We start from the raw sequence: 22684 nt of genomic DNA on the forward strand, positions 1-22684 counted from the left end.
ATCAATATGGCAAATATTGTTACGTGCAAAACAAAGGACGGCGAAACAGTCCAGTATGTTGACGAGGTAATTGGTTCGGGCTCGATGAAGGATGTTTACTTCTCGCCTGATAAATCATACGTCGTCGCTTTTTATCATAAACCGCAGAACGAGCAGGCCCGGGATCGGATTGATATGATCACCGGACGCTACAGGCAAAACATTTTTGGCCAGTCCGGAGGTGAATACTGGAAGGACCTGTTTTGCTGGCCGACCCACGTTGTTGAGCATGGGGATAAAATCGGCATCGTGGTTCCAACCTACAAAAGCTACTTTTTCTTTAAATACGGCTCTAAAAACGATGATTTTCTTGGCATAAAAGGCCGTGAAAAGGAAGGCAAATGGTTTGCCAGCGCCAGCAACCAGAATAAATTTCTCGACCCACGTGAACGAGGCAATACGCTTACCTATCTCAAGGTCTGTCTGCTGCTAACAAGAGCCGTCAGAAGGATGCATGCGGCAGGTCTCTGTCACAGCGATCTAAGCTATAAAAACGTGCTTATCGATCCAGAAATGGGACATGCCTGCATCATTGACGTAGACGGCCTGGTTGTCCCTGGAAAGTATCCTCCCGACGTCGTGGGCACCCCGGATTTTATCGCTCCGGAAGTGGTGAAAACCAGCCATCTTTCCAAAGAGGATCCGAACCGCGTATTGCCAAGCATTTCTACTGACCGTCATGCGCTGTCGGTGCTTATCTACATGTATCTGTTCTTCCGTCATCCGCTACGTGGCGGAAAAATACATGACATGTCGGATGAAGTACGTGATGAGACCTTATCTATGGGTGAGAAGGCACTCTTCATTGAACATCCGACAGACAAAAGCAATGCAGTCAAAGTCAGTCAGCTATCCTCCTTTTCACTGCCCTGGGCTGACCCGGAGAAAATTCCTTACACCATCATGGGCCCTTATTTGACGCCTTTGTTTGAACGCGCCTTTATTGATGGCTTACACGATGCCAATAAACGCCCGACCGCCGATGAGTGGGAAAGTGCCCTGGTTAAAACAGTCGATCTGATACAGCCCTGCCAGAACAAGGCGTGTGAACAGAAATGGTACGTTTTCTCAGGTAAGACAAAGCCGGTTTGTCCCTACTGCGGTACGCCATACAAGGGTAAATTACCGGTTCTAAATTTATATTCATCCCGAAAGGAAGGCAGTTATCGTCCTGACGACCACCGGTTGATGGTGTGGAGCGGGCAGTCAATCTATGCGTGGCATGTGAATCGCCTCATTGCGCCAAATGAGCGCACAACCGATGCACAAAGGAAACGAGTTGGGTATTTTGTTTTCCATAACGATCAGTGGTGGTTAGTAAATGAAGGCATAAATGGGCTTATGTCATTACCGGATAAACGACAGATTGCCATTGGGGAAAAAATTGAACTGACGAATAACGCTCAGTTTGTTCTGTCAAAGGAGGAAGGCGGCAGGCTGGTCGTCGTTCAGTTAGTTGAAAACTAACGGACGCCCATTACGACTAAAACGTTCTGGCAGCATACTGAACCTGTTTAATGAATCACTATATTAAGCAGTGTCAAATTTAAGCTGCCAGAAAAAACTGACTGTCTGTGCCGGATATGCGGTACACCGCCTGCGGCAAGGGTTTAATGCGCAAAGCCCAAGTTATTTATAAAAGTGAATAATTTTGTGACTCTACCCTGCCGCTCTTCTTTCCAGTGTCATGGTTTTTAACATCTGAAATACTGACATTGTTAAGCCGGTGATTGTAAAAGGCGATGCGGACAATCTCATGAAGATATTCAAGTTCGTTTTGTGTCAAGGACTGGCCTTCCTGGGTTTTTGAAATCATTTCCTGCCAGCAGATCAGTCTTTCGTAACTGACATGTTCGCTGTTTTCCAGGCAGTGCAACCTGAAATAGCGAAGGAACAAAGGAAATTCATCGGTCTGAGCGATGTCATAAGCCCGAACCGTTAACCGACACAGACATACAATCGTATCCTGCTGTAACCTGACTAGCGCGTTATGACTGCCCGGAAGGATATCAGGCAATTTCATCTTACAGTCAGCAAGGCGCTGAAGAAGAGGCCCTTCCTCTGAAGGCTCCCGTCCCCGATACTCCTGAAGAGGTTCAGATTCAAGTTCATGCATTAATGGATGATATAGCCATTCCCGGGAACTGGTCTCATCAATGATCAGGCTTTCAATGCACTCACTGTATGTTGTTTTACGTCGCCCGAGCTGCACCTGACTGATTTCATATTCAATATCAGGAAGATCGATACGCAATGCGGCAACTCTTTCGGAAGGATGAAGATGGTCAAAGGTTAACTTCTCTGAAATGCTGCGATCCCTGTCCAGAAAGACGGCCACACATAAATCATTAACCTTTACGAACAGATCAGCTGTGCCTCCGAACATACTGCCGCTTCCACTAACCTCATTCAGTGAAACCGGCCCACCATCGTCGCCAGCGAGAAGATTTGGGAAACCAAGAACCTGGTGCTCGTTGATGACTTCAATAATCTTTCCCCGGATGGCTTCCATCAGACCATCACAGTCACCGGCTACAGCTGTACTGTGTGAGAAATGCCAAAGCTTGACCTCCCCCTGCTTTGCTAACAGATCAGTTTTGCAAGCGGGGCAGATGCAGTTACAGTCAATACCCCGGCTGACCTCTGTAATATCTAAAAAGAGTCCTGATTCTCGCTGGAGTCCAAATGGAATACCAAATGTATAACTCTTACGCATGGCTGCACCCCGTTTTTGATAATGATTCAAACTATATCCGAAATAACGGAGGAGGATTTCTGTAAAACGTATTAAAAGAAATGATTTTTCCGTCTTCCAGATTAATGTTTGACAAAAATCAAATGAGAGCCTTACAAATATTGAGAGAGAAGTTTAGGTAAAGTAACTTTTATCACTTCTAATAAAATGAAGGAGAATATCGGATGTATTTAGCAGTGGGCTTGGCTTATGATTAAAGTTTTTCTCCGAACTTAATAAACAACTTTAAAAGACAGGCTATTACAATGCCTTTAGCCCCGAAAGGGGCATAAACTATTTTCAAATCTAGGCACAGTCTTTTTGTTGTGCCAATATTAATAATTACTCGCGAACAAAGGTCCACACACTCGCAGGAACTTTGTCATATAACTTTTTCATTGTCAGTTCGGCTTTACGATGATCATAAGCACCAGAAATTTCAAGAGAGGCGACACCCGAGTTTTTTTCACATAACCTTTCAAATACTTTTTCGAGCGTTTCGAACGAACTACACTTACGGAATTTCATTAAATAAGACTGCTTTGTGTCAGACATAATCAACCTTCTTTAGACAGGCCTCAACTGGCCAGGGATAATCTTAATATCATTTTTCACTTAAGCCTAACGATTTCACAACCTTTTTCGTTGTTTCCACCCTGTTCATAACCAGGTACATGAGTGCTAAAATGACCTGTAATTAAAACCAGTGTATCCCGGTGAGCAGGATGAAGAATCAATCAGTGATCAGACAGTTTTCGGAAAGCGAATTGCATCAGCAGCTGGAAACGTTCGGCAACCATGATAAACAGCTTTCACGCTTGATCCGTTACTTTTCCCATCTGAGATACAACACTGCTAAAACCTATCTGCACTGGCTACGAGTATGGAACGAATGGTATCTGGCGAATGCCCGGTTGCATACAGACTGGCCAGTAAGTTCGCTCCCCGTGTCTGAGGACGCTCTGCTTGCGTTTATGGGGCATCTTGAAGGCAAATTGTCACGAAGCAGCATAAACAGCTGTCTTCAGGCCTTAAATAGTATCCATAAAAAAGGGCTTAACCTGCCCGGGATTATTACGTCTGAAGCATGGTACATGCTGGAAGCCTTAAAACAATCGGAAGCCCGGAAGCGAAAGACGACTAAACAGGCAACTCCCTTTCTTATTGGCGATCTCAAGGCTCTGATAAAGTTACGCAGTACTACAAACTCAGTTCGTAAACTTCGTGACCTGTGCCTGATCTGGACAGGCTTTGAAACACTGCTCCGTTCATCCGAAATTCGACGTATACGTCTGAAAGATCTGTCTCTGGATAGTATGACCGGTGAATTTAACCTGACGGTATACCGTACAAAAACGAACATTAGTACACTTCTTACCTACCGGCTGACACGTCAGTTAACTAACTGCCTCTTGAGATTGATGAACCTCGTGAAAATGGATCAGCACAGTCATCCGGATGAATTCCTTTTCCAGGCCGTAAATTTCCATGATACAGGCTATATGCCACCCGGCTGGAAGCTTCGGAGTAAGGGGAATGAGCTATCTGAACTTCTTAAAAGGCATAACCTACCCTATCGTGCTAAGCAAAGTCTTCTGAACGATGAAGATGAAGAAGACACTGTGGACGATGCCGGTATGCTCAGCAAAAATTCCCTTTTACGAGCATTTAAAGAGATGTGGAATGAGCTTTATCCAAATGAGACTAAAACTCGTTACTGGACAGGGCACAGCGTTCGTGTAGGCGGAGCGATACAGCTAAATATTGAAGGTTACTCGCTACCACAGATTATGGAAATGGGGAACTGGTCGAATGAAGAAATGGTTATGCGCTACATTCGTAATATTGAAGCTGGTAAAAAAGCAATGATCAAGCTTATGCGAAATGCCTTTGATGAATAGCGCCCTCACGGGCGCATAACTTTATTTTTTCTTGAACGGGTTAAGTCTGGTGAGATTAGAGAGTGCCCCTCCCGGAGGCAAAATTCCCGTTCTTTTATATTTGTACACGCCATTTAATTTCATTGTCTGGATTCCAAGATTAATAAGCGTGACAAGTTTAAGGGTATACAGAAGTGTAAATTGTGGAGCAACCTGAATAAAAACCAATAACAAGCCTGCACACATTACACGTAGCCATGCCGCGTACTCCATGCTCAGCGGACGCTTGAAATAGAATCTTTCGAGCAAATCAACTGTCTTATTACTGATCCACGCCGCCGCCACGGAGAGTAACAACACGATGCACACCATAATGCCCAGTTCCATTTTCACTCCCTTCTCTTTTAGTCTCTTTAAGTTGAGGCTTAGCCACAGTAGTTTTGTTTTTTGCTTTTTTCTTAGGTTTGGTATGATGAAACAGAAAACAATCCACCATTACCCAACCATTTTTATATCGAGCCACCAGCATCTTCTGGCTGGGGTAATGAGCATGAAACAGCATTTTCACGTCCATGGTGCCCATCAACGACTGTTTGCGCTTTAGCTCATCCTCAGCCATCTGAAATTCTTGTAAGAATTCTGAAGACAGACGCTGACGCAGGATTCTTATGGCACTGGAGTTTTCATCATTCTTTGCCAGATGCCCGAAGCGTACTAGTGCCTTGTGGGTTATCTGGATGGGTCCCAGATGAGAGCTGAGCTGTTCGTACTGCCAGAAGTAGGTCAAATCCACCTTAACCCAGCTGATGCTGTCCAGCAGAGCCTCGTTCATGATGGTTCCGGACATTGGTACCATTGTCAGCCTGGCCAGACGCATATGTATGTAGTCCGTAAGCAACCTCAGCGACTCAGGAACGTTTTTATTGAGCAGGAGATGCTGAAGCACCGGGGTTGCGGTCTGCCAACACAGATTGCGCCCGTCAGGCAGGAAAGCAAACTTTTGATCGTCAGGCGCAGAGTTCGAAGCGTTTTCCTTACGAAGCAAAAAATAATGGCCGCACAGCAGCTCTGCTCTTACCTGGTCCTCGTCAGGGTCATGTCGGGCTTTACTTAGATCAACGGTAAGCACAACGCGGTTAATCGCATCAGCGTGATATTTTTTTACCCAGACGCAGACACGATAGAGACGCTCATCGATTTTCTGGCTGGCTGTGGAAATCCATTGCATTGTTGTTCCTTAATTTTCGGGGCTGACAATGAAAATGCCCAGCTCAGCCCCCGGCACGAGTTCTGTATATTTCAGGCTCAGCTTCCGTTGGTTGGACGGGCCCTGGCTGTTTTCAGGAGCCCAGTCAGAGAGCGTTTTTAATTGAGGTATGTTGCCTGCTGCGAAAATGGGCAAGGATGCTTTTACTACTGAATAATCAGTCTCAGCATATTTATTCCCGTTTCGTTCCTGCCCTTCAGGCCTAAATGCAAAAATGTGAGCAATCGGAACAGGGAAAGAGTTAGTTCGACAAAGGCGATAAGATTCGCCCTGCTTCAGTGGGTGAAATTCAAGACGGTGTAAAGCCTTATCGATATTAGACACGACATTCAAATTGGTAGTTGCTACATTTTTTACTTCTGAGGCTCTCCTGCGCTCCAACAAACTCACAAGTTGCTCTGCTGTTTTAACTTCCTGGTTTCGGTTTAGCCGCCATGAAAAAGTAACTTTTTTAAGCTGGGACTTGATGAAAAGGACATTTCTTGTTGAGTGCATAGCGACAAGGCCCGGGAGCTTCTTGTGCACTTTATCAAAACGGACATTCTTTTTATTATCGATACGCCTCATTGCCGCAGCAAAATCATTTTTTGCTTCATTTATAGATGTGATCAAGCTTTCGAGAAGATCTGCTCTTTCTGGGACAATGATAAGACCCGGGTATTTAGTGGTCACTTTGGTGGAATCATGACTTAATGACTCTATGTCATCCACACAGATGTCAGTAAGTGCCTGAATAATTTCCTCAACCGAAGCATCGTCTTTAACACTAACCCTGATGGGTTTAACCTGCTTCAGTCGCTCTTCTGTTCGAGATACGGTGGAGACAGTCATCAGGTTTGCCATCAGCGGGGGGGTGTTCGAAAGAAAACACTTAAGCGAGTCGATACGTTCCAGAATCTGGTCACGAAAATAGGGCAAATCGTCATAACTCATACGTTTCTCCAGGCTCATGTTATTTCAAATCAATTTTGCTGCCCTGGCTGACCTTGCAGAACATAAATGTCATGTAAACCTCTAAAGAAGTCATTTTGAAACAGCTTTCACAGCATGCGATTTATGTTCGATAGGGCTCATGAACAAAGGATGATAATGGAGACGCCATGGATAGTGGATAGTCTTACCCACCTGGGTGATCCGATTGAGGCGAAAACGACCATTTATACAGTCAACTGACCAAAGCCCGGGAGAAACTAACCTCTTCCAGCGGTAAAAAGAGAAACCTGCAACACAGAGGTCATGCTCCAGGAAATGTTGAGTTTCGACGACGCGAACTTTTATCAAAAACCCCAGCATTGGCGAAAACCAGATCAACAACCATGTTGGCGGCAGGATGACTTTGTTCAGGAGATGATCTGTCATAAGCAAGGCAGATAACATCAGAAAACTGATAGTCAACCACAGGGCCATCCAACCGGCCCATACGCGGCTCTGACAGGGTTTCCATTCGAGAAGAAAAAGTTTTTTATGCATTCTGCCCCGCCTAATTTTAATGTATTGCCGAAGTATGCTGCATCATGATGGTGGTGCGGGGAAAGATTTCAAACTTCCACAATTCTGAAGCCGTGTTCCAACCATGAAAGATCCCGTCTCCACAGCGAGTGTTAAAAGCAAGAATTTCATCCCTGACCTGGTAAGCGAGCACTTCTGGCATATCAATAAATTCAGGTAAGGAAAGAAGAATCCCATGGATAACTTCTCCGGTTAACTTACTCATAACCTCTTCCTCAGACAGGGCAGCGTCCGGGAACAAACACGACGGAAGTGAAAAACAACATAGGTCAAGACCAAGAGCAGCCCTTCCTGCGTCGTAGCCTTCTTCATTAACGACAAAACGAAAGAATTTTTCAGCCTCACCCAGTAATGTTGACGGTCCTTCAGACGGAACTTCAATACCACTGAAGACTTTATCGGTCCAGTTGGTAAATGGACTGGTGAAAACCCAACAAATTAAGGATAACGCCAGCTCTTCCTTAAACATACGTTCAGTGCCGGTTGTTCTGGAAAGTTGCTTTTGAGTACTCATGTTTTACCTGTTGCATGAAATTATTGATGTTATATAAACACAACCGGCATTTTATCTAATAGGTTTGAAAACACTAAAAATCGCAAATGCTGGTACCTTTCTGTTTTAAGAGATTTTCAAGGTAAAGTGAGGCGAGATCAATTGGCTGGTTCTCTTCAAGACAGGCTCGCACAAGATCTTCAATAGAGACCGAATCAACCCCCCTTCCCTGTAAAATTTCTTTAGCAGATGCCAGCGTTTTATGAACGCTTCGACTTAGTTGTAATCTGACTTGTGTGCGGGTATCAAAAAGACAATCTTCTGTGACACTTTGTGAAACGGTTCTACTCATTGAAAAATCACTCCATTTCTGGGATCGAATGAAAATTAACAGCTATAGATGTATCAGGTTTCCCATTTTCTACGATACTCAACCACGTACGCGCTGAGATTTGTTGTTCACAGACGAGTATGTAACCTGTTCCCTGTTGATGATGTAGCTCAAGAGCTTTTAGGATAGGCCCTGAATGAGGTCCGAGAGCATCACGCGTGTGAATAAGCGTTTGCTCTGGCAATACGTTGCTAAGCATAGACAGCAGAACATTACGCTCATCCTCATTATCCGACAAAACAAGAATTATACGAAAACCCGTTTTTATACGAAATCTGATCTCTGAAACTAACTTTCTTAATCTTAATTTATATATGACCAGGCGGAATCGAGTCATCAGTAAAGAAACCACTGTGAAGATAACGATTACTGCGCCATATTTTGACCTGTAGAACCACCAGTTAAGGCCTCCAGCAACTATCAGGATTAACATTAAAATTAAACTCCCATAGAAAAAAAGTGCTGGGTAGCGAGTTGTCTTTCCTTCAATTAGTGCTGAGGCAAATATCAAAATGGATATTCCGTAAATTACCCAGTCAAAAATACTTTCTCCAATCATTCTTTAGTGAACATCCTTAAAAGTGGAAATGTAGGTTTATGGGTTTATGCATTTTCCTGATGGCCTTGACAACCAAGGATTTCACAGAAATTGTCACAGTGTGAAGCTGTAACAAAGCGCTCTCCACGTTCGAATCGCTCAACCAAATCCTTTCTTACTTCACTTCCAGGTTTCTGGAAGATGTACTCAAGCTGGAGATCCTCGGCCGTAGAAAGTAGTCGTTCTATGCTGAAATCAACATGGTAAAAGCAAAACTGATTATCAACCGGGGGAAAGTTGCTTTTGGTACTGTTCTCGTTTTTGGATTTTAGTTCATTCATGAGCTCTCCTTGGTTGAGAACAGTATACAAATCTCTTTAGGGATTTTTTTTCGTTAATAGCACTTTTTTGAGTTTAAAGAGTATGTTCATACCAGAGCATTAGAGGCTACGAAAAGGATAATGGAATTAGAAAGATAGATTTTAAGTGGTGATGTAAGGTGGGATAGGTAGAAGAGGAGTAGACGCTTGTAAGCGAGGCAAAAAAAAGGCACGGAAACCGTGCCATAAGAGTATGTGAGAAAAAATCAAAATCAGGGAAAGAATCAAGCAGCTTGTGAAACTGAATCTCCAACTGCAAGATTTAAATTTCTTAGGTTATCGAAAACTTCAGATACTAAGTCATTACGGTCGTGGATTTTAATCCGCCCACCGGTTAACTCTGAAACATAAACGGTATGGCAGAGGTCAGTAACCACTTCGCCGTATTCATCAACGACTTCCAAAGATGCAATCATCGGAATATAAGAAGCCGCAGCATAGCTCTCATAAATACTTATTATGGAGTCATTGTTGCGTCGAGAAATTACCCTACCAGAAGGTAAAGCCTCATCTTCCATATAGCAATCAGATAGGTCCTCACAGAAGTCATTTTCTTTAAGTGAAATATTAAGGGTCAATTCACTGTTGATAGAGCGTGAATAAGAATATTCACTCAGTTTATAGCAAGCCAAACTAATATCACTAAAAGTTTCATAAGCTTTATAGAGGCTCGATGTTATAGACTCAGATACAAATGTTATTAGTCCAATAAAATGAGTATCCCAGAACTGTTGCAAAGCAAAACGGGCAATCATAACCTGACCATCAACCTGCATCAGTCTGTTATATTCATCCCGGTCATAACCTTTCGACTGAGAAACATCATTAGACATGCTAAGAACTTCACTACAAACATCATCATATTCAAAACGACTAGTTGCAAAGTGTTTTCCTGAAATTTCAAGGTACTGACCAGAGACTGCGTCAAACACCTCAAGAAAGTAACAGAGTCGCGATTTTAAAGATTCTCTGTTTAAAGCTTCTATTTCATTCTCAGAGATACTATCGACATATAAATCAACAACATTCTTGAGTTCAATAGCTTTGATATTACAGGTAAAAGAAAGCTCGTCACTTTGACAATGGCAAACACTTAATACTATATCCGCCTCATCAAAATCTATGCCAAGATAACTCAGAACTGCTCGGACATAGTTTTTATCATCAGATGAATGTGTCATATACACTACCTCGAATTTGAGAGGAAGTGCCCCAGAAGGGAAGCGACTTCCCCACTGGGTTAGATAAAAATTTGGTTAAGCTAAAAGAAGATGCCAGCGACAGATTTTACATTGTCATAGACAAGTGTCTTCAGCCAACCAAAGTTACTTTTTTGGACTGAAGCAAAAGGATCATTGAGACGCGTTACGAAAATCGTCAAAAGCTTCAGTTATTAGTAATGTGCGATCAGTTACTCTGTATCGGTCATTACTTTCGAGAGATACGTAAGTTGAATGCGAAGAATCACAGACAACACGCCCTCTTTTATTGATCAATCTTACTTCCATCATCACCGGCACATTGATAATTGAAGCAACATCGGTATAGAGGGATATGAGGGCATCATTGTCACAATATAACGCCCCGTTCCCATCAAATGTATCGTTAAACTTAATATATATATCTGGCATATTTGCCGGATAATCATCAGTATTGAAATCAATGCATAACTTTAAGTCATCATTAATACGGCGATTAATCTTATGCTGCCCTACACGTACAAAGCCATGTTCAACAGCTTTGATAATCCTTAAAGTTTCATTAAGACAATCTGTAATTCTTTTCTCGACAAATGAGATAAAGTCACCAAAGTCGGAATGAAAAAACTGTTTAAGTGCAAATTTCGCAACTAACACTTTCCCATCCACCTTCATTTTATCGAGATAAAGATTTCTTATAGCATCAGTAGAAGAATTAGCTTTAGATAACTCTTCACAGTCATTAATAATCATTGAAACAATATCAATAACTTTAACTGGGCTTAAAGTATTACTATATCCGCGAATATCAAACGTAAAAAATCCGAAATTCTTAAATACTCCAAGAAAATAAATTATTTTTTGTTTCAAAAGAATAGAATCGGAGTAAGATGCGTTGTGCTTTATTAGCTCAGATATGTAGAGATCCAACATACAATTTAAATTATCGATATCTACATCGTAATCAAAGGTTACTTTGTCGAACGAAGTATCAGATAATTGAACGGTTATATCGTCAGCGGAAACATTAAGGCCTAAATTTTGATAAAGAAAGGCACTAACAAATTCCACGTGGTCAGATTCTTTAAACATTTACACTACCTCATGACTAAAAAGGAAGTGCTTCCCACCGGGAAGCAGGTTCCCGGATGGGTTAGATTAATTATAAAAGAGTTCTTCAGAAGGTACATGCATTTCTGGTTTGAACTGTTTTAAGGAGTTGTTTATAGCTTTTCGATATAACCCTGAAGAGTGTGGCTTAAACATTTGATATTCCGTAACGAGCAGAGGAGACGTAAAGCATCCTAAGTTCACTAGTGAAATACTTGATGTTTCTTCACAAACATCTAATTCAGCGTATATCCGCCTCTTCATTACCCTGCCTGCTAAATAGCGACGAACATGATTTATAAACTTGTCCGCATCTGATATAGAATTAACTATATAATCAGATGTGACTATCTGATTAGATACAGTTTCAGGTATAGCTTCGGCTATTATTTTTACGTTCATTTCATAATCAACACTATGGAAGCAAGCAAGAATTTGTGGCTTCGCGCTTTCTAAAATCTTTTCAAGAACAGAAAAAATCAGAGAGAACTCGTTTAAAATTCGCTTTTGTATAAGTCCATGTAGATGTTTTATGAAAGGAGAACCGTGTTCAACAAGGCCTAGTATAAGATCCTTAGAGGCCAAATCTGAGCGGTAATAAACGTATTCTAGATTATCCCGGTTAAATCCTTTGAAAAGCAAATCAGGCTGCTCTGAGACCAGTCGTAAATGAGTTGAAGCTATAGAAACTTCAAAACGAAAGTTCGCGAGATTTACAGGACCTGCTTTTAATGTAGCCGCTTCGGAAAAATAAATGAAAAGAGGATGCAAATCATCGTTACCACTGTAAAGATGGTCTGCACCCTTAAGATATTTCACCAAATGAGGTAGAAAAGATATTACTGGAATATCAGCCACAAATCGAATATGCCGAAATGGTTTTGAATCCAAATATATATTTTCCACTACAGCGCCAACAAAACCCATTTTAACAAGAATAGATTCAACTAACTTTTGTATAGCATTCATTTCAATACCCTCTTAATAGAGGGATTTCTCCCATAGGGAGAAATCCCTATGGGAGAAAATAATTTTAATTAATAATTATAGCGAAGCGCATGTTCTTTTTCACTAAGATGGTTTTCATATTCCGACTTACCAGAACTTAAACACTCTTTGAAAAAGACCTTTGAAAAATTCTTCAAGTCACTTCGGTTATTAATTTCTTTGTCAGACATCAACTTAGCTGAGTGTGAGGTATCAACAGGCCCCAACCACCATTCATATTTAATATAAACACAATTGGTTTGTGTATGTCCATTTAGAAATCGTTTTGCATTTCTAAGTATTTTTCTACAACCGTTAAGGTCTGAAAGTAAGATATCTGGAGCAATGAGCTCTTCCAGAATATGACCAGGTAAGCCTTTCCTAAAAAGCTCAACATCGTAACTACAATACCAGTCACGATAATTAAAAGCTTTAATAAGTCTTTCAGGTGTATCCAAAGATATCTTATTCAGGATTTTTAATGCAAAGCATACAGCATCTTTTAACAACTCGTGCACCTCAACATTGATAAATGAGAAAAACGAGCTTAATTCTTTCTCTAAGGAATTATACAACTTACCGTAAATATCCTGAGAAAAAAGATACTGCAATCTTTCTTTATTATAAGTGCAATTCGAAATTGAATAGACTTCTCCTCTTTCGATTTTGCACCCTTCCCTTAAAACTATAGGAAACCTCAAATGGTTAACAAAGAAAGAATGATTCTTTCTTTGCTTCAAAGCATCTAATTGAAATTTCGTAATTTCCTCCAGATTTGCATCTTCAAAACCTGGAAAGGGAATATCACAGAAACAAGAACTATATGCTTTTGCTGATTCATACATAAACTCCAGTGAAACATCAGCATCAAAAGACATACCAGAGAACATGCCCTGCCCATTGTCTAAAAATGTAATGTTTTTAACCTGTATTTTTTTATGTTGAACAACCAAAAAGGCATTAATGATTTTTTCGATAATTTTCATGTGATCCTCTCTCAATAAAAAAAGGGATCACTCCCATATGGGGTGTGATCCCCACATGGGTATAATTTAATTAAAAATCTGTAAGACCTAAATCTTTATTTCTACCACAAACTGTAGAAGATATAAGACGTTTTACTCGCTTTCGAGCACTTCGGCCTGACGTATCTTTCAAGTACATCGGTAATGACAATGATGAAATTTGATTACTTCGCTTATGATGGCAGACTATATAGCCCTGCCTCCACCCCGAACGCACAAACTCACGGATGCGGTTAATATATGCCGAAGCTTGAGATTTTGTACTTATCGATTCAGAACACTTTAAGTTCTGTTCGATAGAGTAAAGCTCAGCCGCCATGAATTTCACCTCATACAGCTCATCGCCATAACTTATAGTTTTCAACAGCTCTTCCTTTTCCCGAATGAAAAATACTTGCTGCATTCCAAGGATCAGGTCATAGGCCTCTCGAAAGAGGTCGATAAGCTTATTACGAACATAAATCATAAACTCCTCAAAGTGCTGAAGCCAGAAATAAGCCGCATTACTTATTTGTGAATTGTGAGAACAAACAAGCCCTTTAGCAAGCTCGACCTCTTCCTCCCGAAAAGTAAAGTTACTTTTCTTAAACCGACTTTGTTCAAAAATGCTTTGATGCATTTCTATCCATACAGAAACAAAACCGAGGGATTCAAATTCTTCGTTTAACAAATGTAAACTTTCGAAGATTTTCTGAATTTCGATCCCGATGTCATATGACAGTGGACATTCTTTTATAGAATAAACATAACCGGGTAGGAAGTGAGATAAATGCTCAGTTCGCAAATATAAACTGAATTTAAGTTCTGTCAGTGGTTGTTTCAAAGATAACTTAGATGATTCGCTTATATTTACTGGTTCAACGCCATTTCTAATCAAAATAGCTTTTACCAGGTCCGTAGCTAACTTCATACAGCCTCCATTCGTTATTGAGGCCTCCCTGATGCAGGTTGGCCATCAGGGAAAATATGTAAATCAATTAGCAATCAATCAGACCGTTGCCATGACATTGTCAATGTATCTGACAAGGGATGGGCGGTCGTCCTGTAAGGCAAAACGGCGAAGGTCATCAAGATTATACGCAGGAAGATAATCAGCGTAACCTCGAATACGAAGGTCCTCAACCACAACTTTTATATACTCAAATCGTCCAAGATTCCCTTTTAATGGGGGTTTTCCTGGACTAGACAGCATATCGTCTGCTTGCTCCCATGTGATTTCTTTAGCTTCACCACTATGTAGATCAAGATGGACATATATGAATGACTTATAATCTCCACGGCAACGAAGATAATATTTCGGATAGAAATATTTGTCACAACGCAACAAACACGTTCCTGAAGGACGAACTACGTACAACAGGTTTCTGTCATTTTCTAATATGCTATGTTTCAAAATCGTTATATCTATCTCATTATCATGCAGCAAATAGCATGACGATGGTTCATTGACGATGCGCGATTTTATAACAGCAGCAAATTTATTAAAAACTTCGTTAATTTGAAAATTCATTAAAATGCTCTCCGATGTAAAACGACGAGCATCACCATAACGGTAATACTCCCGTTATGGGTTTTAATAGTTTATGGAATAACCATGTCATACAACCGACCATAGCCAGTAGTACCGCACATTTATTTAACTGAGCAAGCATCTCAGCCGTGAAAAGACCTTAAAGGCAGGTAATTATCACGAAGGAAAGCGGTTATCTTATCAATACAATTTTAAAATATAATATTGATAAGATAACCCCCCCCGCAAAAAGCGGGGGAGTTATCGTTGTTACAGCTGATTAAGACATTCAGGAGCCCAGTGAATCGGGAATCCATCCTGCCCTGTTAACTGGAGAACATCGTTCCAGTCGATACCCTTTTTCCCATCAGGAATATCTTGTGCTGGTTCGAAGACTTCAATTGTCAGCTTTGATGCGGGATATCGTTTAGCCAAAAACTCAACCATGCGGCTTTGAAGTCGCTGAGCAGCTTCAATACCGGCACGAGTGCCTTGTGAGTTAGCAATATCCTTATCCGCCCAGATATAAAAGTTTATAGATTTTACATCCGGCGGAGGCAGTAAAAAATCAGGAACAGTAACGTTTTCAAGGCACCATGCGGAGCTGGCTGCCCAGCATGGTGTTGAAGTCGCTTCTACAACAGAAAGCGCGTTCTCGATCCCTTCAGCCACTCCCAGTGTCCAGGTCGAACTACCTGAATCATAGTGAGGGTCAAACAACTGAATTGAGCCACCTGTCATATCGGCAGGAGGCTTCATCATCAGCTTTGGATTTTCTACAGGTGCCTTATCACCATTTTTGTCTACGTATGTTCTATGAATAGTCAGAGGCCGACCTCGGGTGTCACGATAGATCGCAATCATTCCCGGATAGATAATCGATTTCTGCTTATCTTTATCCCAATAGTAGATCCGGTTATTAAAGCCTAAATCCTTTGGTAAGTGACTCAGTAAGCGGGAGATCCCACGATTACGGAGGTACAAAGCAACAGGAGTATTAGGCTTGATTTCACCGGTATAGTGATACATCACATCAAGTTTTCGCATTCGCTTTGCCACTTCCTCTCGGTCAAGAGTTTCTGTGGCACGAACTGCTGATTTATAGCGTCGTTCATTTTCAATGTCGGCGTCAGTTAACGGAGCATGCAGATCCATCCCGAAAAAATCTGAGAGAATCTTTTTGCAAGTCTGCGTTTTACTTAATTCATAATATTTCGCCAGAACATCAATTCCGTCGCAAAACTCATTTACCGGAAAGTCATTATGGATCGCACATCCGGTATAAAGGTCTTTTTGTCGGAAACGAAACTTCGATTTCCCTGCGCCAGTAAACGGGCAAGGAACCTGGCTCGGGGCTTTTGCACAAGCGTCTTTGAAAGCAGGTATTCTTTCGAATATATACTTCCAGCCAGACACTTCAGCAATTCGAGCATGAACGAGTTTAATAAAGTGTTCAGATACTTCCTGTGGATTACGACGAAGAGCCGGGGATGCATAAGTCATGATGATCTCTCTTATCTGGCATTGTGAGTTTCTCAATGCCTTCTGCGGTGCAGAAGACAGGGAGAAACCCACAACGCAGAATTTAAGAAAGAGGGCCCGGGGGCCCTCAACATTTATGCTTCAGTCGTGAAGCCATTATTCTCAAGACACTGTATGTAGTTATCTACAAGTAACGCAGCCTGCTGGCTATTACCCTCCGCTATAGTGACTTCGCGGAAGATTCTTTCCTGAGGGCTATCATTGCTTATAACTTCACCAACACGTCCGAAAATACGGACTTTATGCATCGCACCGACTTTTTCATGTTCTACACGGTAAGTTTTTATCTGAGTCATATTTTGCTCCTTATTCCTTCATGGAGCAAAAAGACCCACCGGGGCCTTTTGCCCCGATTGGGTAGAGTTTATTAAGAAAGTATTTGATGAACTAGCTTACTGACTTCAATAGACAATAAAGAAGTATCATCAACTGTTACGAAAGTGTCCGTTTCAAAACCAATTATTTCATCAGTCTTAATACCAACACCAACGATTTCTATTCCATTACATTTAGCCTTTTCCATAACTTCGCCGATAGTAAATTCCGATTTATTCGGATAACCATCAGTTATAAGAAAAATTATTTTCCTATCGAATTGGCTGTCAAGTAACAGATCAACAGCTGCCATTAAAGCCGATCCCGTAGGGGTATAATAACCCTTACATCCAAGAGTGAATTTCGATAGAGATTCCTCAACGCTTTGATCAAACGTTTTGATAATCTCAAATTCACTTTCCTTGAAGGGAAAGACTATATTGGAGACATGCATTTTTGACAAACTTTCAGCGGCCATCGATAAAGCAAGATCTGACTTAATGGCATGAATATATCTTTCATCATTAGCCATTGACGCTGAAATATCACGAACTAATACGAGGCCAACATGCCCTCTATTTTTAGATTCGCTTTGAGCTCTGAAGACATCACGAACTCCCATTGGTGACAGAATTAATCGATTTCCATCGAAGGTAATTCCACGCTCATGAGTTTTGTTTCGGCCACGCATTTTAACCTGCTGTAAAACAGACAAGTCGCTACCGATTGAATGACTCAGAGACAAAGCCTCATTGTAAACATTCAAATCGATAAGGAGATCAGGGATATCCCATTCAGAAGCACCGAATTCGGCTTTCACGTCATCGGATACTTTTGATGCAATACCTTCAATCTCTTTAGCCAAAGCATCGTGATAATCTTCGCTATCCTCATCACTGCCAAGAAAGGCATCCAACAAATCTGCCAGTATCTCCCATTGAGCCGATGAAAAGTTACTTTCATCTTCAACGTTAGTCGAACTGGCTTCATCTGATTCACTCTCGGAAGGGTTAATCGCATCAGTATCGTCTTCAATAATGTTATCACCTGTGGGATTGCCACCGGTGGGTTCATTATTTCCCTCGTTATCTTCAGCAAGTTCTGAAGGCTCAGAACATCCCTCTTGAGCAAGATCAGAGTTATCGGAAGTATCTGCCTGACCTTCACTATCGTCCTCAGAATCATCCTCACGACTATCAGTCGACTCAAGCGATTTATCTTCTGATTCGGTATCGGTATCGGTATCGGTCTCGGATTCATCATATGCCTCCTGCTCCTCCTGCTCTGTCTGCTGCTGTTGTTCCCTTGCCTCATCCCGCAGTCTCTCTAAAAGAGCCAGGGTCTTACGAGCAAGGGATTCACAGCCCTGAGTATTTTCACAACCAAGAGCATCATGAAAAATTTCCTCAACATCAGAAATTACTGGAGAAAGTATCTTTTGGGCATAGTCAAAAAACGGATCGAGTGTTTCTTTGTGACCTGCCTGCTGAAGGACTTTTACTCGCAATGAGTTAAGCAGATACCACTCAATAAATAGGACAGGATTTTCCGGACGAGAAGATATATCAGGAGTCATCCTTCCGGCTTTAACCATCAGTGCGTAAGTGGCTGCAAGCCGCCGCTTTGCATCCGGATAATCGTTACCAACCTTCTCTTCCATCTGTACATCATCGAACAGATTTATAAGCCCGGTAAGACGTTTTGCCCTGCTATAAGCTTTACGTTTCTCAGCGAGGCTCTCAAACTCTGCATTCATTCCGTCATCGAAGCGTGTAAACCCTTCAGATGACTTGAGAACACTATTAAAGGCGTCACTGTAAACCTCGCTGTCGGTATAGCGACCATGACCAGCTTCATGACAGGTAAAACCTTCAATCAGACTGACAAAGTCATCATCGCTATAATCGCCGTTTGGTAAAACACAAACTTTATTTACAGGATCAAAATACGGTCCTTTGGTATTGTCGTCTATTACAACTCTTACATCGCCTAAGCCGCTAATGACTTTTGCTATATTCTGTAAACGCTTAATATGGCGCGGTGATGATTTAAGATCTAATTTCATAGAATACCTCTTTATAAAAAAGGGGTACTCACCCAGATGGTGAAGTACCCATCTGGGGTTTTTAATAAAGCAAACAGTTACCAGCCTTTGAGCTCGATATCAAAACCATTTTCAACATTGTCTTCCTGTTGCGAAACTGATTTCTCAGGTTCAGCTACAGGATCAGTGTTTGAAAACGTGCTGTTATTTATATCGTTCTCTACGACAGGTTCAACCTGGAACACATTTGTTGAATCTAAAATAGCTTCAATACCTGTGTTCTGTAGCGCGTTCGGTTCTGTTTGTGAGCTTTGATTAAATGATCTGGTAATAGATTCCAACCAGTCAGTAACCTTTTGCTCTCCTGAAATAATACGCTTTAACATTGAAGCATCACTCATGAAATAAAACCACTGCTGTAACACCGCAACGTCGCGAGGTTCAGAAATGGCACCTTTAGGTAAATTATTCATTATGTGTTTTATAGCTTCTGCAAGTACTGCCGCCTCTTTATGTATAAACATGAAGCTAATGATCTTATTTTGCATTTGCTTCAGTCGGTCAATAGTACTTGAGCGCAAATTGTTATTTTTGCTAATTTTTTCATAAACCTTCATTGCTTCTTCTGCCAGATCTGTTATCAATTGTTCCTGATAGTAGTCCTGGGTTTCATCACCTTCAACGCTAATAGGCGTAAAAGGAATAAAGTGAGCAATATTAAATCTAAAGGATTTTATGAAATCATCTTTAGTTAATTTCAACTGATCAATCAAAGAAGACATTCTTGGGCTTCTATTTTTTTCAGCCTCAATATGCATCTCATAATTGTCTACAACGTTTTGAATACCTGCCTGAAACTCTCGTTCAATCTCTTGGGCCCCTTCCAGAAACTCTTCCATACTGGATACTGGTAAAATCCACATATTGCTATAGCGGATGCACAAGCGTGAGCAAAGAGTTGATATTCTGCTGGTAATCGTACTTTTGAAGCTAAGGGCTTTTATGTCAATCCAGCGTACTTCGCTTTTAGATACGCTTTTTTGATCCGTAATATCATCTCCATCATAAGACAAATCGATTTTATCGGTTCGACGCGATCCTTGACAGCCACTTATTTCAATTTTTGTTATAACTGCACCTTCCAGTAAATCTGGATATGATTTTGCAAAATTCTCAGAGATTTGTTTTGCAGATACTTTGTTAAGCATTGAAGTATTTAAAGTCATGGGTTTCTCCAAAAAAAAGGGGAAACCCTCCCCAACGGGAAAGATTTCCCGATAGGGTTGATATTAAAGCTTCTCTGGTGAAATTAAAAGAATACCGGGAAACTCAGCAACAACATCATCATTGCCCATTGCTCCCTGATACATATAACCTTTTAATTCCATTTGTTTAATCAGACCTTCCATATTTATTTTACCATCATGATAAAACAATAAAGAATAGTCGTTATTCAGTTGCATAAGTCCAGTAAAATTAGTTCCGTTTTTTGCTATAGCAATGGTAGCAGCACCATCCGTACTTAAAAACGCACTAAATTCAAGATGGGATAACTCTGAGATACAAATATCAGAGGTTTCATAACAAATCCCATCTAACTCGACTTTTTTGCTGTGAAATACTCCAGCGATTTATCCTTGTCTTCGCCAAGAGAAAGATCTATAGCTTGAAGAACAAGATCGACCACATGTAAAGGTAAAGCAGAAGCAAAAGCTATTTTGAAAGTGTCAAGAAGACTAAAGGTTTTTAACGTCATCGACGTGCCAACCCAAGCTACTAATTGACGAATATCCATCACACTGTCTTCTGTACCAGAGTCATTTACTGCAATCGCTACTCTTACGAACTTCTCAATGACCTGAAAAGGCAAAGAGCTATATCGTTTAGTAAGCACATTGGTTAAAGCAACTTTGTCGGGCTTCTCCATTTCAACTATCAAGAACCGCTTTATAAAAGCTGCATCTTGACGTTGAGAAGAAACGAACCGGCGAGCGCCTCCACTCATGTTTGTGTTTGCAGTACCAATAAATCGCGTGTAGCCATTAGCAGTTATAACCTCACCACCATTAGCACTGAGTGACCAGGGCTTACGTTCAATGGGCATGTGAAGTTTTGCTGCCGTATCAGGATCGATTTTGTCCACTTCATCCAGAAGAATGAGGTGACCATTACGAAATCCCGTTACCAAATCGCTGTGTACAAAACCTGTATTACCACCATTAAGACTGCGCTCACCTTCAAGCTCATCAACTCGAATATTGCTGTTGATCTGCTTAATTGTCAGCGGCCAATTCATCATGTGGCTAATGTACATTACCATTTCAGTCTTGCCAGAACCGGACTCACCTTTAAGACACACACTTAAATCTATATCCGGACTGATAAGCAGTTTAACCACTTGTTCAAGTATTCGGGGATTTGGTATGTAGTCTTTGTTCAGCGGAGCTCGATACGAGGTTTTAGTTTTGAAAACAGGCACAGCCATCTTTGGATCCATTTCTGGAATACCAAAAAGGTCCTTTGCTAGAACTAAAAGATACTCACCTTTATCCACATAATGTTTTAACTTTATAACATCCGGGGAAAGAAGAGCTTCTAATTTTTCATAAGCATCAGAAGATGTTTCATTTAACTTCATAGCGGCATTAGACATTTTTAACTCCGGTAAAATGCAAACACCGCCCTCTGGCAGATGTTTGCCAGTGGCATTTTATTTGAGATTCATTTGGCAAATAGTTGCCATCAGTTTCCTGATTTGAGGCACATTATAACCAAGATGATTTCCCACTATTTCAAAAGCTTCAGACATGATCCATTCAAAATGATTTTCGAATATTGGATTGATTTCTAACTTGCCAAAAGCGTTTCGTTTAGTTAACAGATCACATGAAACAAGCTCGTCAAACAACTCTAATGTGGATTTAAAAGCTTTTATGTAAACATCCATAATTTCCCTGTCAGTCCATTTAACAGCCAGTTTTTTTTCTGACATTAAATAATCCTGATCAAAGAAGATGTCCCAGCCCATATCGTCATTGCAATCATGCAAAATGATTTCATCATCATTCCTGCATTCAGCTAATTTCGTGTTTTCACTAATCGAACGATGCGAATGATAATAGAGCCATGATTTTAATTCCGCTCTAAATTCACATGCATCAAGTCCATGACATAAACAAGTGTATTCAAATGATTTTGACATATACCACCGTGTTTCAGCTTCTAAAAGTGGATTCACTGTGATATTACCATTGTCATCTTTGAAGAATAACTTTCTCCTCAACACTAGTTCTTTAATGATTTCCAAAGACTCTTCCATAGCGGATAGAAAAACAACATACACATCCTCAGGGGTCCATTCTATTACCAGACCACCCAAATCTGGGTTATATTCTTCAACCGTATATAGATAATCTGTTTCTGCTGCAAAATTAATTGTATGCAAAATCTGATTTTTAAGTAATTTGGATTTTTCATAAAGGTGATTTTCACGCCTTTCAGAATCATAATTTATCTCAGAAATGTTACTTTCTTCTGATTTAAAGTTTAATCCGGACGTGTAAGCATCATTTAAATGCTCTTTGGGTGAATCAACTATTTGCGTTATTTCATCTTCATCTATATCGAGTATAGAAAAAAAACTAAGTTGATTACTACTTATTGCAGTAGCCCTAAATTTTTGTTTCATGGGGACTCCAAAAGGAGAAATCCCATGAAGGGA

At 40.8% G+C, this 22684-nt stretch carries 25 protein-coding genes; 2 read left to right on the plus strand and 23 right to left on the minus strand.

Going from position 1 to position 22684, the window contains the following annotated elements:
• Positions 1-6 precede the first annotated feature (6 nt).
• A complete protein-coding gene (locus ACJHYR_RS21405; RefSeq protein ID WP_001284313.1) occupies positions 7-1506 on the plus strand; it encodes a helix-hairpin-helix domain-containing protein in 1500 nt (499 codons plus the stop codon).
• Positions 1507-1672: 166 nt separating this feature from the next.
• On the opposite strand, the gene ACJHYR_RS21410 is transcribed toward ACJHYR_RS21405, so the two are convergent.
• Entirely contained in the window at positions 1673-2755 is a 1083-nt protein-coding gene (locus ACJHYR_RS21410) for a hypothetical protein (RefSeq protein WP_001232449.1), read from the minus strand.
• A 360-nt stretch (positions 2756-3115) separates the two neighbouring features.
• Complete coding sequence (locus ACJHYR_RS21415; protein ID WP_001285422.1) at positions 3116-3328, minus strand: Hha/YmoA family nucleoid-associated regulatory protein; 213 nt, start codon at positions 3326-3328, stop codon at positions 3116-3118.
• 170 nt (positions 3329-3498) lie between these two features.
• On the opposite strand from ACJHYR_RS21415, the gene ACJHYR_RS21420 reads away from it, so the two are divergent.
• Positions 3499-4674 carry a tyrosine-type recombinase/integrase gene (locus tag ACJHYR_RS21420; RefSeq protein WP_000795947.1) on the plus strand — a complete coding sequence of 392 codons (1176 nt, stop codon included), beginning with the start codon at positions 3499-3501 and terminating at the stop codon, positions 4672-4674.
• A 21-nt stretch (positions 4675-4695) separates the two neighbouring features.
• On the opposite strand, the gene ACJHYR_RS21425 is transcribed toward ACJHYR_RS21420, so the two are convergent.
• The 21 genes from ACJHYR_RS21425 to ACJHYR_RS21525 all read right to left on the minus strand — a co-directional run bounded on the left by ACJHYR_RS21425 (position 4696) and on the right by ACJHYR_RS21525 (position 22651).
• Complete coding sequence (locus tag ACJHYR_RS21425; RefSeq protein WP_001805195.1) at positions 4696-5040, minus strand: hypothetical protein; 345 nt, start codon at positions 5038-5040, stop codon at positions 4696-4698.
• Entirely contained in the window at positions 4976-5881 is a 906-nt protein-coding gene (locus tag ACJHYR_RS21430) for a hypothetical protein (protein ID WP_001198594.1), read from the minus strand. The genes ACJHYR_RS21425 and ACJHYR_RS21430 overlap by 65 nt, the downstream gene beginning before the upstream one ends.
• 9 nt (positions 5882-5890) lie before the next feature.
• The gene (locus ACJHYR_RS21435) at positions 5891-6853 is read right to left on the minus strand and encodes a DNA replication terminus site-binding protein (RefSeq protein WP_000119427.1); all 963 of its coding nucleotides are present in this window, start codon (positions 6851-6853) and stop codon (positions 5891-5893) included.
• Positions 6854-6943: 90 nt separating this feature from the next.
• On the minus strand, positions 6944-7390 hold the full coding sequence (locus ACJHYR_RS21440; RefSeq protein ID WP_000549069.1) for a hypothetical protein: 447 nt from the start codon (positions 7388-7390) through the stop codon (positions 6944-6946).
• A 16-nt stretch (positions 7391-7406) separates the two neighbouring features.
• Positions 7407-7943, minus strand: coding sequence for a hypothetical protein (locus ACJHYR_RS21445; protein ID WP_000107168.1), 537 nt, complete (start codon positions 7941-7943; stop codon positions 7407-7409).
• A gap of 73 nt (positions 7944-8016) precedes the next feature.
• On the minus strand, positions 8017-8274 hold the full coding sequence (locus tag ACJHYR_RS21450; protein WP_001371933.1) for a hypothetical protein: 258 nt from the start codon (positions 8272-8274) through the stop codon (positions 8017-8019).
• 7 nt (positions 8275-8281) lie between these two features.
• Entirely contained in the window at positions 8282-8872 is a 591-nt protein-coding gene (locus tag ACJHYR_RS21455; protein WP_000578892.1) for a hypothetical protein, read from the minus strand.
• A 44-nt stretch (positions 8873-8916) separates the two neighbouring features.
• Positions 8917-9192, minus strand: a complete 276-nt coding sequence (locus ACJHYR_RS21460) for a hypothetical protein (RefSeq protein WP_001004201.1) — start codon at positions 9190-9192, stop codon at positions 8917-8919.
• 263 nt (positions 9193-9455) lie between these two features.
• Complete coding sequence (locus ACJHYR_RS21465; protein WP_046788424.1) at positions 9456-10412, minus strand: hypothetical protein; 957 nt, start codon at positions 10410-10412, stop codon at positions 9456-9458.
• 171 nt (positions 10413-10583) lie between these two features.
• Positions 10584-11522, minus strand: coding sequence for a hypothetical protein (locus ACJHYR_RS21470; protein WP_000472043.1), 939 nt, complete (start codon positions 11520-11522; stop codon positions 10584-10586).
• Positions 11523-11588: 66 nt separating this feature from the next.
• On the minus strand, positions 11589-12509 hold the full coding sequence (locus ACJHYR_RS21475; protein WP_000991699.1) for a hypothetical protein: 921 nt from the start codon (positions 12507-12509) through the stop codon (positions 11589-11591).
• Positions 12510-12577: 68 nt separating this feature from the next.
• Entirely contained in the window at positions 12578-13513 is a 936-nt protein-coding gene (locus ACJHYR_RS21480) for a hypothetical protein (protein ID WP_000691118.1), read from the minus strand.
• A gap of 70 nt (positions 13514-13583) precedes the next feature.
• Positions 13584-14462: a hypothetical protein gene (locus ACJHYR_RS21485; RefSeq protein WP_000762004.1), complete on the minus strand. Its 879-nt coding sequence runs from the start codon at positions 14460-14462 to the stop codon at positions 13584-13586.
• A 78-nt stretch (positions 14463-14540) separates the two neighbouring features.
• On the minus strand, positions 14541-15062 hold the full coding sequence (locus tag ACJHYR_RS21490) for a hypothetical protein (RefSeq protein WP_001010933.1): 522 nt from the start codon (positions 15060-15062) through the stop codon (positions 14541-14543).
• Positions 15063-15332: 270 nt separating this feature from the next.
• Positions 15333-16565, minus strand: coding sequence for a toprim domain-containing protein (locus ACJHYR_RS21495; RefSeq protein ID WP_000220381.1), 1233 nt, complete (start codon positions 16563-16565; stop codon positions 15333-15335).
• 113 nt (positions 16566-16678) lie between these two features.
• Positions 16679-16900 (minus strand): hypothetical protein, encoded by a 222-nt coding sequence (locus tag ACJHYR_RS21500; protein WP_042634307.1) that lies wholly within the window; start codon positions 16898-16900, stop codon positions 16679-16681.
• Positions 16901-16971: 71 nt separating this feature from the next.
• On the minus strand, positions 16972-18984 hold the full coding sequence (locus ACJHYR_RS21505; protein ID WP_046788423.1) for a VWA domain-containing protein: 2013 nt from the start codon (positions 18982-18984) through the stop codon (positions 16972-16974).
• Between the two features lie 77 nt (positions 18985-19061).
• On the minus strand, positions 19062-20189 hold the full coding sequence (locus tag ACJHYR_RS21510) for a DUF3150 domain-containing protein (protein WP_000174395.1): 1128 nt from the start codon (positions 20187-20189) through the stop codon (positions 19062-19064).
• A gap of 63 nt (positions 20190-20252) precedes the next feature.
• Positions 20253-20426: a hypothetical protein gene (locus ACJHYR_RS21515; RefSeq protein ID WP_001176647.1), complete on the minus strand. Its 174-nt coding sequence runs from the start codon at positions 20424-20426 to the stop codon at positions 20253-20255.
• Positions 20427-20557: 131 nt separating this feature from the next.
• A complete protein-coding gene (locus ACJHYR_RS21520) occupies positions 20558-21616 on the minus strand; it encodes an ATP-binding protein (protein WP_000063335.1) in 1059 nt (352 codons plus the stop codon).
• Positions 21617-21673: 57 nt separating this feature from the next.
• Positions 21674-22651, minus strand: coding sequence for a hypothetical protein (locus ACJHYR_RS21525; RefSeq protein ID WP_042634278.1), 978 nt, complete (start codon positions 22649-22651; stop codon positions 21674-21676).
• Between the last annotated feature and the right edge of the window lie 33 nt (positions 22652-22684).

The sequence above is a fragment of the Escherichia sp. WS1450 genome (genome assembly GCF_046487395.1).
Taxonomy (GTDB): domain Bacteria; phylum Pseudomonadota; class Gammaproteobacteria; order Enterobacterales; family Enterobacteriaceae; genus Escherichia; species Escherichia coli.

Bases quoted from the DNA above. Each gene is read 5' to 3' on its own strand.
- ACJHYR_RS21525 (WP_042634278.1), bottom strand. From the start codon at position 22,651: ATGAAACAAAAATTTAGGGCTACTGCAATAAGTAGTAATCAACTTAGT.
- ACJHYR_RS21480 (WP_000691118.1), bottom strand. From the start codon at position 13,513: ATGAAAATTATCGAAAAAATCATTAATGCCTTTTTGGTTGTTCAACAT.
- ACJHYR_RS21495 (WP_000220381.1), bottom strand. From the start codon at position 16,565: ATGACTTATGCATCCCCGGCTCTTCGTCGTAATCCACAGGAAGTATCT.
- ACJHYR_RS21420 (WP_000795947.1), top strand. From the start codon at position 3,499: ATGAAGAATCAATCAGTGATCAGACAGTTTTCGGAAAGCGAATTGCAT.
- ACJHYR_RS21515 (WP_001176647.1), bottom strand. From the start codon at position 20,426: ATGCAACTGAATAACGACTATTCTTTATTGTTTTATCATGATGGTAAA.
- ACJHYR_RS21450 (WP_001371933.1), bottom strand. From the start codon at position 8,274: ATGAGTAGAACCGTTTCACAAAGTGTCACAGAAGATTGTCTTTTTGAT.
- ACJHYR_RS21410 (WP_001232449.1), bottom strand. From the start codon at position 2,755: ATGCGTAAGAGTTATACATTTGGTATTCCATTTGGACTCCAGCGAGAA.
- ACJHYR_RS21500 (WP_042634307.1), bottom strand. From the start codon at position 16,900: ATGACTCAGATAAAAACTTACCGTGTAGAACATGAAAAAGTCGGTGCG.
- ACJHYR_RS21490 (WP_001010933.1), bottom strand. From the start codon at position 15,062: ATGAATTTTCAAATTAACGAAGTTTTTAATAAATTTGCTGCTGTTATA.
- ACJHYR_RS21455 (WP_000578892.1), bottom strand. From the start codon at position 8,872: ATGATTGGAGAAAGTATTTTTGACTGGGTAATTTACGGAATATCCATT.
- ACJHYR_RS21510 (WP_000174395.1), bottom strand. From the start codon at position 20,189: ATGACTTTAAATACTTCAATGCTTAACAAAGTATCTGCAAAACAAATC.
- ACJHYR_RS21440 (WP_000549069.1), bottom strand. From the start codon at position 7,390: ATGCATAAAAAACTTTTTCTTCTCGAATGGAAACCCTGTCAGAGCCGC.
- ACJHYR_RS21425 (WP_001805195.1), bottom strand. From the start codon at position 5,040: ATGGAACTGGGCATTATGGTGTGCATCGTGTTGTTACTCTCCGTGGCG.
- ACJHYR_RS21460 (WP_001004201.1), bottom strand. From the start codon at position 9,192: ATGAATGAACTAAAATCCAAAAACGAGAACAGTACCAAAAGCAACTTT.
- ACJHYR_RS21505 (WP_046788423.1), bottom strand. From the start codon at position 18,984: ATGAAATTAGATCTTAAATCATCACCGCGCCATATTAAGCGTTTACAG.
- ACJHYR_RS21430 (WP_001198594.1), bottom strand. From the start codon at position 5,881: ATGCAATGGATTTCCACAGCCAGCCAGAAAATCGATGAGCGTCTCTAT.
- ACJHYR_RS21415 (WP_001285422.1), bottom strand. From the start codon at position 3,328: ATGTCTGACACAAAGCAGTCTTATTTAATGAAATTCCGTAAGTGTAGT.
- ACJHYR_RS21405 (WP_001284313.1), top strand. From the start codon at position 7: ATGGCAAATATTGTTACGTGCAAAACAAAGGACGGCGAAACAGTCCAG.
- ACJHYR_RS21465 (WP_046788424.1), bottom strand. From the start codon at position 10,412: ATGACACATTCATCTGATGATAAAAACTATGTCCGAGCAGTTCTGAGT.
- ACJHYR_RS21475 (WP_000991699.1), bottom strand. From the start codon at position 12,509: ATGAATGCTATACAAAAGTTAGTTGAATCTATTCTTGTTAAAATGGGT.
- ACJHYR_RS21435 (WP_000119427.1), bottom strand. From the start codon at position 6,853: ATGAGTTATGACGATTTGCCCTATTTTCGTGACCAGATTCTGGAACGT.
- ACJHYR_RS21445 (WP_000107168.1), bottom strand. From the start codon at position 7,943: ATGAGTACTCAAAAGCAACTTTCCAGAACAACCGGCACTGAACGTATG.
- ACJHYR_RS21485 (WP_000762004.1), bottom strand. From the start codon at position 14,462: ATGAAGTTAGCTACGGACCTGGTAAAAGCTATTTTGATTAGAAATGGC.
- ACJHYR_RS21520 (WP_000063335.1), bottom strand. From the start codon at position 21,616: ATGTCTAATGCCGCTATGAAGTTAAATGAAACATCTTCTGATGCTTAT.
- ACJHYR_RS21470 (WP_000472043.1), bottom strand. From the start codon at position 11,522: ATGTTTAAAGAATCTGACCACGTGGAATTTGTTAGTGCCTTTCTTTAT.